This window comes from Cupriavidus sp. 01L43 (genome assembly GCF_056399925.1).
This window is the reverse complement of the sequence record NZ_JBFTSH010000014.1, coordinates 112900-127266: the sequence shown is the minus strand read 5'-3', so window position 1 is coordinate 127266 and position 14367 is coordinate 112900. Positions and strand designations below refer to the sequence as shown.

The following is a 14367-nucleotide window of genomic DNA, read 5'->3' as shown; positions in this document are numbered from 1 at the left end:
AGAGTTCGATGCCTTGTGATGGCCCGAGCGTAAAGGAGGAAGGATTGCGGCAATTGCGTCTTGCGGAGCCAGTTTCGTTTTCGCACGACATGCCGGAGGCCCGGAATGCCGCAGGCAAACCAAAGGAGGAAGTGGCTCTACAAATTGCCTAGGCGAGAAAACCCAGGGACGAATGCGGTCGGTGTGCCAGGCCCTCAGTCGGCGTACTGGAGGAACGCGACGGCAATCAAAATCAGATTCAGGACGGCAAGGACAATCCAGCCGTACATCAGCAGCAGGCTTTCCTGTTCGCTCACGAGGGCCTCCGCGATGTCAGGGTGCGTTGGAACGGAACAGGGTCGAACGCATGGAGATTCTCCAGTGGGACTGCGATGGATCTGCGGTTCAAGCGCCGATCAGCATGGCGCCGGCCCCGCGAACAGGCGGGTGCCGTCTTGGGTAATGCTGTAGCGCATGTCTGTCTTCCTGAGGAGTGAGCGAGACTTGAGAATACGGCCCGCGGGCGTAGGGCCCTTCTGCGCGGCCGGTGGAGGTGTCGTATATGCACGTCGACCCCGGTGACGCCCGCCGCTCGCCGAGGCGCTGGGCATCATCGGCTTGAAGCGGGGCATGGGCGTCCGGGCAGCGCCAACAGCGCATCAGCCTCAGTCTGAGGCCGGCGTGCTTGCCTCGGCGGGCTCGCCCGTCTTGCCATCCTTTCTATCCCATCCCCCACCCAGCGCCCGGAACAGCGAGACGCTGGCCGTCAGCTGGCGCCGGTGCACGGCTTCCAATGCGCGGGCGTCGGTCAGGGCGGTGGCCTGCGCCACGTTGACGTCCAGGTAGGCGGAGGCGCCCTTGCGGTAACGCTCGGTGGCCTGCTGCAAGGCGCGGTCGGATGCCGTGACGGCGGCCCGCTGGCTGGCGGCTTCCTCGTCGAGCAACCGCAGCGCCGCGTAGTTGTCTTCCACATCCTGCACGGCATTGAGTACGGTCTGGCGGTAATCCGCCGCGCTGGCGTCGAACTGGGTGCGGGCGCTGTCCACGCCGGCCTGGCGCTTGCCGCCATCGAAGATCGTCGCGGCCAGTGACGGGCCGACGGCCCAGAAGCGGCTAGGCGCCGTCAGCCATCCCGCCAGGCCGGAACTTTCCAGTCCGCCGTTCAGGTTCAGCATCAGCGTCGGGAAGAAGGCCGCGCGTGCCACGCCGATCTGCGCGTTGGCGGCGGCCACCCGGCGCTCCGCCGCTGCGATGTCCGGACGGCGTTGGAGCAATGTGGCCGGCACGGCCGCCGGCGTGGCGGGCAGGGCGATGCTGGTCTCACCCGGATTCGACGTGGCCACCGGCAGGGTAAAGGTGCTCGCCGGCTCGCCCAATAGCGTGGCCAGTGCATGCATCAGCTGCGTACGCGCCAGTTGCAGGTCGGTCAGCTGGGCGCGCGTGCCTTCCACGCGCGCCTTCGCCTGGGCGACATCGCTTTCCGCCGCAATGCCGCCCAGGTAGCGGTTGGTCACCAGTTGCAGCACCGATGCGTAGGCGTCCACGGTCTGCTGCAGCAGCGCCGCCTCGCGGTCGAGCGATCGGATGCCGAAGTAGTCGATGGCGGCTTCCGCCAACAGGCTCAGGCGGACGGCGGCCACATCGTCGGCGCTGGCCTGCAGGCGGGCCTTCGCGGCGTCGACGTTGTTGCCGATGCGGCCGAACAGGTCAGGTTCCCAGGTGGCACCAAGACCAATCAGGTGATCGGGCGTGGTCCTGCCGGCCAGCGAATGGCCCAGCACGTTGGCTGACAGGTGTGTACTCGTGACGCTGGCGGCGGCGCCGACGGTGGGGAAATAGTCGGCGCGGGCGGCAGCCACCTGCGCGCGCGCATCGCGCAGCAGGGCCATGGACTTGAGCAGGCTCTGGTTCGAGACGTCAATGCGTGCCAGTAGGGCGTCGAGTATGGCGTCATCGTAGGCGCGCCACCAGTCCGACGCGATGGCGTCCTGGTGCTGGACAGCCTCGGCTTCCTGATAGGTGGCCGGCAGCGGCATCGCCGGCACTTCGTACGGCTCGGTGGCGCATCCGGCCAGCCAGGCGCAGGCCAGCACGACGGCGGTGTGCCTGATGGTAAGCCTGGTGGTGCGCTTCGTGTCCCGCTTCATCTTCCGGTCGCCGCTCATGCCGCGTCCCCCTTGGCGGGGGCGGCCACGCGCACGGGCATGCCGGAGACGATGCCGTCGCCGGGGTTGACGACGACCCGGTCGTTCTCCTGCACGCCACTTAGTACCTCCACATGCGAACCGAAATCTCGACCGAGTGCGACCTGACGAATCGTCAGCTTGTTTTCAGCATCCACAACGGCCACCGCAGGGCCACTGGCGGGAAACATCAACGTATTGGCTGGCAGATCCAGGCCCGCATGGGCGCTGCCCACTTCCAGATGCACCTGGGCGTAGGTGCCGGGCAGGATATGACCGTCCTGGCTGTCGACGTCAAGCTCCACGCGCAGGCTGCGCGTGATGGGGTTGATCGCACCGGCCGTGCGCGTAACGGTGGCGGGGTAGCGTTGTCCCGGCGCTTGCGGCAAAGTCAGCCATGCGCGCGTGCCCGGTACCGTTGCCGCGCTGACATCCTGGGGGACCTGAGCATAAACGCGCAGCCGCGTGCCGGCCGAGATATGGAACAGTTCGCGGTCCTGGCTCGGTGCGCTACCTGCGTCAATCAGCGCCCCCGTATCGACATTGCGTGCGGTAATCACGCCATCAAACGGCGCGCGGATCTGCATGTAGCTGGCCAGTTGTGCCAGCCGCGAAGTATTTGAGCGTGCCGCGGCCAGCAAGGCCGCCTTGGCATGCATGTCGGCGACTTTCTGGTCGGTTTCCTGCTGCGCGACGGAGTTAGTCGCCTGCAGGTCCTGCCAGCGCTTGGCCGTGGTGCTGGCCAGCTGGTAGTTGGTGGCCGCCGTCGCCTCGTCGGCGCGAGCCTGGCGCAACTGGTCGGATACCTCGGGCGCATCAATCTCCGCTAGCAACTGGCCAGCCTTCACCGAGGTGCCGATGTCGGCGTACCAGCGCCGCAGATAGCCGTTGACGCGCGCATGGATGGCGGCATCGTCGTAGGCCTGGACATCGGCTGGCAGGGTGATATCGCGCACGGCTGCAGCATTTCGGGGGGACACCACACTGACGACAGGAATTTCCGCGCTTTTGGCGCGCAACTGCAAAGCGCCAAAGCTGTGCCAGCGTGGGAAGATCCCGGCAGTAAGGGCTGCTGCGACGCAAAGGCCCGATACCGCCAGTATGGCGAGGCGTGACCGGCTACGTGGCGCCGAGGCCGTAGTACGAGGTTTGCTATGTGTCATGCCAGGTCTTCTCGAAGCGTGGCGGAGTCGTCGACTCGGGTGCGGCCCGCCATCCAGTCATGCAGGGTGGCAAAGAACACTGGCACGAGTACCAGCGTTGCGGTTGTGCCAAATGCCAGGCCGCCAATCACGGTGCGACCGAGCGGCGCATTCTGCGCGCCCGCACCACTTGTCGCCAAAGCCATCGGCACCATGCCGAACAGCATGGCCAGCGCCGTCATCGCCACAGGGCGGAAGCGGCTGAAGCCAGCTTCCCATGCTGCATCCACGGCAGATTTTCCGCCTGCCATCCCTTCGCGCGCGTGGCTTATCACGAGGATGCTGTTAGCCGTCGCGATGCCAACGCAGATGATGGCCCCCGTGAGCGCGGGAACACTGATGGTGGTATCGGTCGCAAATAACATCCATGCCATGCCAGAGAGCGCTACGGGAAGTGCGCCAACGATGGCAACTGGATCGAGCCACGACTGGAAGTTCACGACCATCAACAGGTAGACCAGCACGATGGCAGCAGCCAGGCCGGCCAGCAGGCCTGCAAACGATGCATGCATCGTCTGCACCTGGCCGCGGACAACGATGCCTGAGCCAGCCGGCAACTGATCGTGCGCCTTGCTGACGATACGCTGCACATCGCTGGCCACCGAACCCAAGTCGCGACCCCGTACCGCAGCGAACAGATCGAGTACTGGTTGCACGTTGTAATGCGAAACCACACCTTGCTGACTGGAGCGCGTGATGGTGCCGAACTGGCCAAGCTGCCCAGCGCCACCTTGCTGCACAGTGTCAGCGCCCAGGCCAAGTGGAATGCTCGACAGCGTTTGCAGCGAGTCCATTGCATACTGCGGCACCGATACGGCCACCTGATAACTGACGCCGTTCTTGGGGTTAAGCCAGAAGTTGGGCGCTGTTTGGCTGCTGCCGGACAGAGAGATCAGCAGGTTCTGCGCCACTTCGCGTTGGGACAGCCCCGCCTGCAGGGCACGTGTGCGGTCAACATTGAGACTCAGGGCAGGCTGGTCGGTCGGCTGTTGGAGGTGCAGGTCGGTCAGTCCGGGCACGCCTGCCAGGCTGCGCATCAGTTGATCGGCCACTTTGCGGTTGCCTTCCAGGTCTTTCCCGACTATTTGGATGTCGATAGGCGCAGGCAGGCCGAAATTGAGGATCTGGCTGACCATGTCGGCCGGCAGAAACGAAAAGCTGACCCCGGGAAAGTTCTTCCGCAGGGCCGCGTCGAGCTGTTCGACCAGCGCGCCAGAACGGCCGGCATCGGGCTTCAGCGACACCAGGATCTCCGCGTCGCCGGTGCCAATCGGCAGCGCAGAATCGTAGGTCAGGTTAATGCCGCTGACGGGCAGGCCAATGTCGTCGACGATGCCGGCCACGTGGGTGGGTCCAATGACCAGGCGAACTTCATTTTCCACTTCATCTACGATACGCGCCGTTTCCTCGATGCGCGTGCCGGTGCGTACCCGCATATGCAGTCGGATCTCGCTGCCTTCGATGGTGGGAAAGAAATCCTGGCCCAGGAACGGCACAAGCGTCATCGACACCAAAAAAACTAGCGCGAAGAACGAAACGGTACGGCGTGGCGCTGCCAGCGCAGCGCGCAGCAGGCGCGAATACGAAAGCCTCACCCGTTCGAATCTCGCGTCAAATCTCGTATGAACCGCGCTGAACCAGCTGGCCAGGCGTCCGCCCTTGGGCCGCTGCGCATTTTCGCCGCGCAGTAGATAGTGCGCCAGCGTGGGAATGAGCGTGCGGGAAAGGAAGTAGGAAGCCATCATCGCAAACACCACTGATTCGGCCAGGGGCACGAACAGGTAGCGAGCGACGCCGCTGAGTAGGAACATCGGCAGGAACACGATGCAGATGCACATCGTGGACACCAGCGTGGGCAGTGCGATTTCTCCCGAACCGTCAAGGATGGCCTGCTCGAGTGGCTTGCCTGTCTCGCGATGATGGGCAATATTTTCGATTGCCACGGTGGCATCATCTACGAGTACGCCCACGGCAAGCGCGAGCCCGCCCAGCGTCATGATGTTCAAGGTCTGCCCCAGCGCCGCCAGGGCGATGAGTGCTGCCAGTACCGATAGCGGAATCGTGATGGCAATGATCAGCGTGGCGCGCCAGCTACCCAGGAACAGCAGGATCATTGTGGCTGTCAGGCAGGCGGCCACCAGCGCCTCGTGCAGCACACCGTCGATCGCCGACAATACGAACACTGACTGGTCCGAGAGGGGTTGCACGTGGAGCGACTTCGGCAGTCCTGAAAGAATGTGCGGCAGCAGGGCCCGGATCTGCGAAACGACGGTCAGTGTTGAGGCACTGCCAGTCTTCTCGATTTCCAGCAGCGCGGCTCTCTTGCCGTCATGCCGCACCACATTGGTCTGGGGCGCGTAACCATCGTGGACCTGCGCCACGTCGCGAACATAGACCGTGCCGTTGGGGCCGCTGCGGACCGGCAAGTCGTTCAACGCGGCTACGGTCTGCGTACTGCCATTGAGATCTACCCGGTATTCCAGCGAGCCAATCTTGGCGGTGCCGCCAGGCAAAACCAAATTCTGCGCGTTGATCGCGCTCACGACATCGACTGGAGCCAGGCCGCGTGCCTGGAGTGCCGGTACATTAAGGTCCACCGTCACCTGGCGTACCTTGCCGCCGTAGGGAAGCGGCACTGACGCGCCTTCTACTGTGGCCAGTTGGGTGCGGATAAAGCTGTTGCCCAGGTCGTACAGTTCCTGCTCCGGCAGCGTGTCGCTGCCTAGCGCCAGGCGCAGGATTGGTACCGTAGAGGCGTTGTAGCTAAGGACAAGGGGTGGCGTGGCGCCCGGCGGCATCTGCTTGAGAATCGATTGCGCGCCGGCCGTGGCTTGAGCAATCGCCCGGTTGATGTCAGCGCCGGGGTGGAAGAAGACCTTGATGACGGCCACCCCCGGTAGCGACTGCGACTCGATGTGCTCGATATTGTCGACGTCGGTGGTCAGGGAACGCTCGTATTCCGTGACGATACGTTGCGCCATGTCTTCGGCAGACAAACCGTTGTAGCTCCAGACCACGCTGACCACCGGAATGTCGATCGACGGAAAAATGTCCGTAGGCATGCGCAGGATGGAAACCATCCCACCAAGCAACAGCAGAATGGCTAGCACAATGAAGGTATAGGGCCGGCGTAGTGCAAGCCTGACGATCCACATGTTCGTTTTCCTGGTTCACCTGTCCCGATTGAAGGCAAAGTGAGTCTAGGAAGAAATGGCCGCAGGACTATTTCGGAAACTGGCGGCGCTTTTCTGTTCGAACTGTCGAGATATGCAATTTTTGAAAAGCGCAACGTGCCGACGATGAGTGCGAGCCACCCGACCGGCAAGGCACATTGAGGTAAAGTTTCGTCCCGGCCGCGTCCATCCGACGCGGCCTTGCCGCCGCCGATCCGCGCGAGGTGGTGGAGTTCAACGACTACGTGCAGCCGAACGCCGCGCTGGACGCGGGCGATCTGGAGGCCAACAGCTTCCAGCATCAGCCGTACCTGGACAGCCAGGTCAAGCAGCGCGGCTACAAGATGGTCAGCGTGGGCTACACCTATATCTCGCCGCTGGGCGTGTACGCGCAGAAGCTGAAGTCGCCGAAGGACCTGCCGCAGGGCGCCAAGGTGGCCGTGCCGAACGACCCGTCGAACGAGAACCGCGCGCTGCTTTTGCTCGCCGCACAGGGCGTGATCAAGCTGAAGCCGGGCGTGGGCACCAACGGCGTGAACGCTACGCCGCTGGACGTGGCCGAGAACCCCAAGAAGCTCAAGATCGTGGAACTGGACGCCGCCCAGCTGGCGCGCGCCCTGCCTGACGTGAGCGCCGCGGTGATCAACACCAACTACGCGCTCGCCGCCGGCCTCCAGCCGACCAAGGACGCCATCGCCATGGAAGACATCCGCAGCCCGTACGCGAACATCATCGTGGTGCGCACGCAGGACAAGGACAAGCCATGGGTCACGAAACTCGTAGCGGCGTACCAGTCGGACGACGTGCGCCAGTTCATGAAGGAAAAGTACAAGGGCGCGATGGTGCCGTCGTTCTGATCGGGACTTCATCTATCCATACTCGATTTCCTTCGTTCGCCCTCGGCGGCGACGGCGCTAAGGTAGGGGTCGATCCAAACGGAGAACCACCAGTGGCTACCCCCCTCAAAGTCGTCGCCGTCAATGGCAGTGTCCACCAGCCCTCGCGCACCCGTGTGCTCGTGCAGGCACTGCTGGAGGCGCTGGAAGAACGGCTCGTGCTCGACACCCGCATCGTCGACCTGAGCGAGATTGCCCGCCCGCTGGGTGGCGCGCTGTCGCGCGAGGAACTGCCTGCCGGGATCGAGGCGCAACTGGCGGACATCGAGTCGGCGGACCTGCTGATCGCCGCCGCGCCGGTCTACCGGGGCTCGTTCCCGGGCCACTTCAAGCATCTGTTCGATCTGGTCGGGATGAACGCGCTGGTGGATACGCCGGTGCTGCTGGCCGCCACGGGCGGCAGTGACCGGCACGCACTGGTGCTGGAGCACCAGTTGCGCCCGCTGTTCGGCTTCCTGCAGGCGCTGACGCTCCCGATTGGCGTGTATGCCTCGACGGCTGATTTCGACGGCTATCAGGTCGGCAATGGCCCGCTGCAGGAACGCATCCGCCTCGCGGCGGATCGTGCGGCGCCGCTGTTCGCCAGCCACGCGCGCCAGTTGCTGCGCGTGGCCTGACCTGGCCTGATTTGGCCCGGCTCGGGTTCAGATTCCCAGAAGCTTCTTCGCCTCGCCGAGCGACTTCATCGAGGCGTCGTGATCGCCGGCCTTGTGCTGCGCTTCGCCGTCGGCGCGCAGCTTCTGGACCTTGGTCATGTCGGCCTGCGACAGCGCCGGCTTGGTCGCCAGTTTCGCGTCGATGGCCTTCATCTCATTGGGACAGTTATGCGCCAGCGCGGCACCGCTCGCGAAGAGCAGGCCCAGCGCCAGGGCGATGTGACGTGAAGTGCCCATGGCAGGCTCCTTCATACGGGGATGGGGAGCCTTCAGGATAGTGCACCGCGATCAGTCTGCAATGGCTGGCGGCAGCCGGCTGCCCACCCAGTCGCGCGCCTGCTCATAGGCGGCGGCGAGTTGCAGCACGGCCAGGTCGTCGCGCGGGCGGCCAATCAGCTGCATGCCCATCGGCAACCCCTCCGCATTGAACCCCACCGGCACGCTGATGACTGGCGAGCCAGACAGCGTCCACGCCACCACCACCTCCATCCAGCGGTGATAGGTATCCATCTGCCGGCCGGCGATCGATGTCGGCCACGGCTGCTTCACATCGAACGGGAACACCTGCGCCGTGGGCACCGCCACGTAGTCGAACGTGGCGAAGGTGCGTTGCAGCGCGTTGTACCAGGCCGAGCGCTCCGTGCTGGCGGTGTAGAGGTCGCTGGCGGTCTGGTTCAGCGCGCCTTCGATCTCCCAGATGGCCTCTGGCTTCAGCTGCGCGCGCGTGGCCGGGTTGCGGTAGAGCGTCATGCGGGCGTTGCCGACGAGGAAATGGCGATGGGTCAGCCAGGTCTGCCAGATTTTCTCGGGCGGATAAGGGGCGCCGATAGCTTCCACGCTGACGCCGAAATCCGGGAAGAAGCGCAGCGCCTGCTCGCACAGCGGCAGGATGCCGTCTTCCATCGGCAGGTAGCCGCCCCAGTCGCCCAGCCACGCCACGCGCTTGCCGTTCAGGTCGGCGCGCAGCACGTCCGTGACGTTCGCGGGCGTGAGCGAGGCCAGCACCGGGTCGGCTGGAAGCGCCTGCGGGGTGCGCGCGTCGGGGCCGGCCTGCGTGGCCAGCAGCAGGGCAAGGTCCGCCACCGTGCGTGCCATCGGCCCTTCGCAACCGAGCTGCGACAGGAACAGTTCCGGCGTGGGGCCGTAGGGCACGCGGCCCGCCGAGGGCCGGAAGCCGAATACGTTGCAGTAGCCGGCCGGGTTGCGCAGCGAGCCGCCGAAGTCGCTGCCATCCGCCACGGGCAGCATACGCAGCGCCAGTGCCGCCGCCGCGCCGCCACTGCTGCCGCCCGCCGTGCGCGTGGCATCGTAGGGATTCAGCGTGGCGCCGTACACCGGGTTGAACGTCTGCGAGCCCAGCCCGAACTCGGGCGTGTTGGTCTTGCCGATCAGGATCGCCCCGGCGCGCCGCGCGCGCTCGACCACGATGGCATCGATCGTCGGCACATTGTCCTTGTAGATCGGCGAGCCGAACGTCGTGCGGATGCCGCGCGTCATCGCCAAATCCTTGGGCGCCTGCGGCATGCCGTGCATCCAGCCTGCGGAGCGGCCCGCCGCCAGCGCCTCGTCGGCGGCGGCGGCCTCGGCCATCAGCGCCGCTTCGTCGCGCATGGCCACGATGGCGTTGCTGCCCGGATTGACCTGCGCGATATGGGCCAGGTAGGCGGCCATGACCTGCCGGCACGACACCTCGCCCCCGTGGATGGCCTGCGACAGCGCCCGCGCGGACAGCATGACGATGGGATCGGCGGCGTAAGGCATGGCGGGCTCGGTGTCAGCGTCAGAGTTGGGCGGCGTGATGCCGGATATGGTCGGCCATGAACGTCTGGATGAAGTAGTAGCCGTGGTCGTAGCCGGCGTGCCGTCGCAGCGTCAGCGGCTGGCCGGCGACCTTGCAGGCGGCCTCGAACGCTTCCGGATGCAGTTGCTCCTCGAGGAAGCGGTCGGCCAGACCCTGGTCGATCAGGATGCCGGCGGGGAAGGGCGGCGCGTCCTGCCCGGTCATCAGTTCGCTGGCGTCGTGCTCGGCCCAGCGCACCGGATCGTTGCCGAGGTAGCCGCTGAAGGCCTTGATGCCCCACGGGCATTTCATCGGCGCGGCAATCGGCGCGAAGGCGGACACCGAGCGGAAACGGTGCGGATAGCGCTGCGCCAGCACCAGCGCCCCGTGGCCGCCCATCGAATGGCCGAAGATGCCCACGCGCGCGGCATCGCCGGGCAATTCCGTGGTGGCGATGGCGAACAGCTCGCTCGCCACGTAGCTCTCCATATGCCAGTGCATGTGCCACGGCGCCTCGACGGCATCCACGTAGAACCCCGCCCCCACGCCGAAGTCCCACGAATCGGCCTCGCCCGGCGCGTTGGCGCCGCGCGGGCTGGTATCGGGCGAGATCAGCATCATGCCGTGCTCGGCGGCGTAGCGCTGGGCGTCGGCCTTGATCGGGAACGTTTCCTCGGTGCAGGTCAGCCCGGCCAGATAGAACAGCGCCGGCACGCGCGTGGTGCCCGTGCCCAGCGCTTCCTTCGGCAGGAACACCGAGAACCGCATCGGCAGCCCGATAGCGGCCGAGTGGTGCCGGTAGAAGCGCTGCACGCCGCCATGGCAGCCGTGCTCGGCGAGCAGTTCCAGGTCGGTCTGCATCAGTACAGCACCACCGAGCGGATCGATTCGCCGCGCTTCATCAGGTCGAAGCCTTCGTTGATGCGCTCCAGCGGCAGCGTGTGGGTGATCAGGTCGTCGATGTTGAGCTTGCCTTCCATGTACCAGTCGACGATCTTCGGCACGTCCGTGCGCCCGCGTGCGCCGCCGAATGCCGAACCCTTCCACTCACGGCCCGTCACCAGCTGGAACGGGCGCGTCGAGATCTCCGCGCCGGCTTCCGCCACGCCGATGATGATCGACTTGCCCCAGCCCTTGTGGCAGCACTCCAGCGCCTGGCGCATGACCTGCGTGTTGCCGATGCACTCGAACGAGTAGTCGGCGCCGCCGTCGGTGAGCTGGACGATGTGGTCCACCACGTTCGGCACGTCCTTGGGGTTGACGAAGTGGGTCATGCCGAACTTGCGCGCCATCGCCTCGCGGCCCGGGTTCAGGTCCACGCCGATGATCTTGTCAGCGCCGACCATCTTGGCCGCCTGGATCACGTTCAGGCCGATGCCGCCGAGGCCAAACACCACTACGTTGGCACCGGCTTCCACCTTGGCCGTGAACAGCACGGCGCCCACGCCGGTCGTCACGCCGCAGCCGATGTAGCAGACCTTGTCGAACGGGGCATCCGGGCGGATCTTGGCCAGCGCGATCTCCGGCACCACGATGTGGTTGGCGAAGGTGGACGTGCCCATGTAGTGGAAGATCGGCTTGCCGTCGATCGAGAAGCGCGAAGTGCCATCCGGCATCAGCCCCTTGCCCTGCGTGGCGCGGATGGCCTGGCAGAGGTTGGTCTTGCGCGACAGGCAGAACTTGCACTGGCGGCATTCCGGCGTGTAGAGGGGAATCACGTGGTCGCCCGGCTTGAGCGAGGTCACGCCGGGGCCGACGTCGGTGACGATGCCGGCGCCCTCATGGCCCAGGATGGCCGGGAAGATGCCTTCCGGATCGGCGCCCGAGAGCGTGTAGTAGTCGGTATGGCAGATGCCGGTGGCCTTGATTTCCACGAGCACCTCGCCGGCGCGCGGGCCGTCCAGGTCGACATCTTCGATGGTCAGCGGGGCGCCGGCTTTCCAGGCGATGGCGGCTTTGGTCTTCATGGGGGGCTCCTAGGCAAGCGTGTGGGGGCGGCGCGCGTGGCGCGCGAACAGGCCACGACTATACGGCCATCGGCGGCGCGCGGCCAGACGGATGCTCGATTATCGGCCGCCCGGCGCGCCGCGCGCGAGCACAGTGGGTGCCTCCCCGGCGGGTGTCAGCTGGCCTTCGTGCCGCCGACCCAGCCACCAGCCCAGCCAGGCCCACGCGATGGCCAGCACCGCGCCGGCCAGCGCCACGGAGGCGGGATGGCCGGAGATGGCGTCGATGGCGGTGCGCACCCAGGCGCTCACCGCGTCGCCCGCGCGATACACCGCCGTGTCGATGACGTTCTTGGCCTTGTACTTGGTTTCCGGGTCCACCACGGTGAACAGCATCTCGCGCCCGGGGCGCAGCAGCGCGTACTCGCCCACGCGCCGCACGATCATCGCGCCGGCCAGCACCGCGAAGGTCGGCCAGACCGCCAGCGCCAGGAAGCCGAGGGTCACCAGCACAGGCACGCCGGTCAGCAGCGCGGTCACGCCGTAGCGCCGCGCCACGCGGCCCGAAAAGAACAGCTGGATCACGATGGTCAGCGCCTGCACCGTGGCATCGAGCGCGCTGAAGACCTGTGTCTGCTGCGCGCGCGACGGATACGCGGCGGCCACCAGCTTGGCCTGCTCGAAGTACAGGAAGGTGCTCGCCGTGGCGAGCAGGATCACGAACACGCTGATGCCGAGCAGGTAGCGCGAGCGCGCCACGAGCACCAGCCCCGCCCACAGCCCGCCACCGACCGGCTCGGCCGGGTCCTGCCCCGCACCCGTGCTGCCCACGCCGGCCATCCCTGCCCCCGAGCGGCGCCGCCAGCCGAACAGGAAACCCACGCCGGGCAGCGTGGCGGCCAGCAGCGCCGCCGACAGCACCATCAGCCCCGTCAGCCCGATGCTTCCCACCAGCCAGCCGCCCAGCAGCGGACCCGCCAGCCCGCCGGCGCTGGCGCCCGCCGCCAGCAGCGCGAACAGCCGCTTGGCCTGATCGGGACGGAACACGTCGGCCATCAGGCTCCACGCCACCGACACCACGAACAGGTTGAAGACCGAGAGCCAGACATAGAACACGCGCGCCAGCCACACGTTGTCCGGCATCGCCCGCGTGGCAAAGGCAAAGCCAAGCAGGTTGGCGATGAAGAATGCGTAGACCCACGGCACGAAGCGTCGACGGGGCAGCCACTTGCAGCAGGCGCCGTAGAACGGGATGGCCACCAGCATCACCACGAAGGTGGCGGTGAACAGCCATTGCAGGTTCTGCACGCCGCCGGCGATGCCCATGGTCTCGCGCACGGGGCGCAGCATGAAGTAGCTGGCGAACAGGCAGAAGAAGAACAGGAAGCCCGCCACCACGGCGGGGGCTTCGCCGGGGCGCATGCCGAGGCCGCGTTGCAGCGGACGGGCCGCGTCAGGCTGGGGCAGGGGCGGGGGCGTAGTCATGGCCGGCGCTCAGGCCAGCGCGGCGGCGATGCGGGCCCGCTCGCGCGTATCGGGCATGCGGCCGAACGCCGCGCCGAGGTTGTCGGCCATATTGCGCGGCTTGGAGGTGGCCGGGATGGCCGCCGTCACCGCCGGGTGGCTGACCACGAACTTCAGGAACAGCTGTCCCCAGGTGGTGCAGTCCACCTCGCCGGCCCAGTCGGGCACCGGCTTGCCCTTCACCGCGCTGAATAGCCGCCCATCCTGGAACGGCCGGTTGACCAGCACCGCCACGCCGCGCTCCTCGCACAGCGGCAGCAGCGTCTTCTCGGCGTTGCGCTCGCCCAGCGAGTAGTTGATCTGGAGGAAATCCATCTTTTCCTGCCGCAGGATCTGCGCCAGGGCGTCGTGCGAGTCTTCCCGATAGTGGGTGATGCCGATATAGCGGGTCTTGCCGGCTTCCTTCTGCTGGCGCAGCCAGCGCAGGTTGTTCTGCCAGTCGATCAGGTTATGCACCTGCAGCAAATCCACGCTGTCGACGTGGAGATCGGACAGTGACCGGGCGAACTGCGCCGGCACCTGCGCCACGCTGGTAGAGACCTTGGTCGCCAGGAACACCCGCTGGCGGGCCTTGGCGGCTTGCAGGAGGTCGCCGGTGACGGCTTCCGCGCTGCCGTAGCTGGGCGCGGTGTCCACCACGGCGCCGGGAATGCGCTGCAGCAACAGCGCCATGACCTCGGTGAGCGGGGTGCGTTCGTCAGCGCCGGCGCCCACGTTGAAGGTATCGGCCGTGCCCATGCCGATGACCGGCAACTGCACGTTGGTGCCCGGGATCTTGCGCCGCATCGGCGCCTCCATGGTGGCGGCATGAGCGGCTGCATGAGCGGCTGCATGAGCGGCGGCCAGGGCAGGGGTGGCCGGCAAGGCGGCCAGCGCGGCGGAAAGTCCCAGGAAGGTGCGGCGGTCGATCGGCATGGCAATGTCCCTCGCGGTCGGGTTTCAGGACGTTAGCGCGTGGCCGGGGCGATGTAAACCAGACAACAGGCCAACATCGGGCACGGGCGGGTGGGGCCCGATTGCAAAAAAGC

Annotated in this window: 10 protein-coding genes and 1 pseudogene; 2 read left to right on the top strand and 9 right to left on the bottom strand. The window is 66.3% G+C overall.

The window, feature by feature from the left end:
• Positions 1 to 644: 644 nt before the first annotated feature.
• The 3 genes from AC1DP9_RS21320 to AC1DP9_RS21310 are packed head-to-tail and all read right to left on the bottom strand — an operon-like array spanning position 645 to position 6519.
• Positions 645 to 2126: an efflux transporter outer membrane subunit gene (locus AC1DP9_RS21320; protein ID WP_477108404.1), complete on the bottom strand. Its 1482-nt coding sequence runs from the start codon at positions 2124 to 2126 to the stop codon at positions 645 to 647.
• Between the two features lie 14 nt (positions 2127 to 2140).
• Positions 2141 to 3325 (bottom strand): efflux RND transporter periplasmic adaptor subunit, encoded by a 1185-nt coding sequence (locus tag AC1DP9_RS21315; RefSeq protein WP_477108403.1) that lies wholly within the window; start codon positions 3323 to 3325, stop codon positions 2141 to 2143.
• Entirely contained in the window at positions 3322 to 6519 is a 3198-nt protein-coding gene (locus AC1DP9_RS21310) for an efflux RND transporter permease subunit (RefSeq protein ID WP_477108402.1), read from the bottom strand. Before AC1DP9_RS21310 ends, AC1DP9_RS21315 begins: the two co-directional genes overlap by 4 nt.
• Positions 6520 to 6758: 239 nt before the next feature.
• Here AC1DP9_RS21310 and AC1DP9_RS21305 point away from each other — a divergent pair.
• Both AC1DP9_RS21305 and msuE read left to right on the top strand, forming a co-directional pair.
• Positions 6759 to 7394 (top strand): annotated as a pseudogene (locus AC1DP9_RS21305) (MetQ/NlpA family ABC transporter substrate-binding protein); the annotation flags it as partial.
• 92 nt (positions 7395 to 7486) lie between these two features.
• Positions 7487 to 8050, top strand: a complete 564-nt coding sequence (gene msuE / locus AC1DP9_RS21300; protein WP_477108401.1) for an FMN reductase — start codon at positions 7487 to 7489, stop codon at positions 8048 to 8050.
• A gap of 27 nt (positions 8051 to 8077) precedes the next feature.
• Here the strand turns inward: msuE and AC1DP9_RS21295 are convergent, their stop codons facing one another.
• The 6 genes from AC1DP9_RS21295 to AC1DP9_RS21270 all read right to left on the bottom strand — a co-directional run bounded on the left by AC1DP9_RS21295 (position 8078) and on the right by AC1DP9_RS21270 (position 14254).
• Positions 8078 to 8326: a hypothetical protein gene (locus AC1DP9_RS21295; protein ID WP_454757879.1), complete on the bottom strand. Its 249-nt coding sequence runs from the start codon at positions 8324 to 8326 to the stop codon at positions 8078 to 8080.
• A gap of 51 nt (positions 8327 to 8377) precedes the next feature.
• Entirely contained in the window at positions 8378 to 9850 is a 1473-nt protein-coding gene (locus tag AC1DP9_RS21290) for an amidase (RefSeq protein WP_477108400.1), read from the bottom strand.
• A 19-nt stretch (positions 9851 to 9869) separates the two neighbouring features.
• A complete protein-coding gene (gene fghA / locus AC1DP9_RS21285) occupies positions 9870 to 10718 on the bottom strand; it encodes an S-formylglutathione hydrolase (RefSeq protein WP_092296873.1) in 849 nt (282 codons plus the stop codon).
• 11 nt (positions 10719 to 10729) lie between these two features.
• On the bottom strand, positions 10730 to 11836 hold the full coding sequence (locus AC1DP9_RS21280; RefSeq protein WP_092296751.1) for an S-(hydroxymethyl)glutathione dehydrogenase/class III alcohol dehydrogenase: 1107 nt from the start codon (positions 11834 to 11836) through the stop codon (positions 10730 to 10732).
• 99 nt (positions 11837 to 11935) lie between these two features.
• Positions 11936 to 13300: an NTP/NDP exchange transporter gene (locus AC1DP9_RS21275; protein WP_477108399.1), complete on the bottom strand. Its 1365-nt coding sequence runs from the start codon at positions 13298 to 13300 to the stop codon at positions 11936 to 11938.
• Between the two features lie 9 nt (positions 13301 to 13309).
• Positions 13310 to 14254, bottom strand: coding sequence for an aldo/keto reductase (locus AC1DP9_RS21270; protein WP_477108398.1), 945 nt, complete (start codon positions 14252 to 14254; stop codon positions 13310 to 13312).
• Positions 14255 to 14367 lie beyond the last annotated feature (113 nt).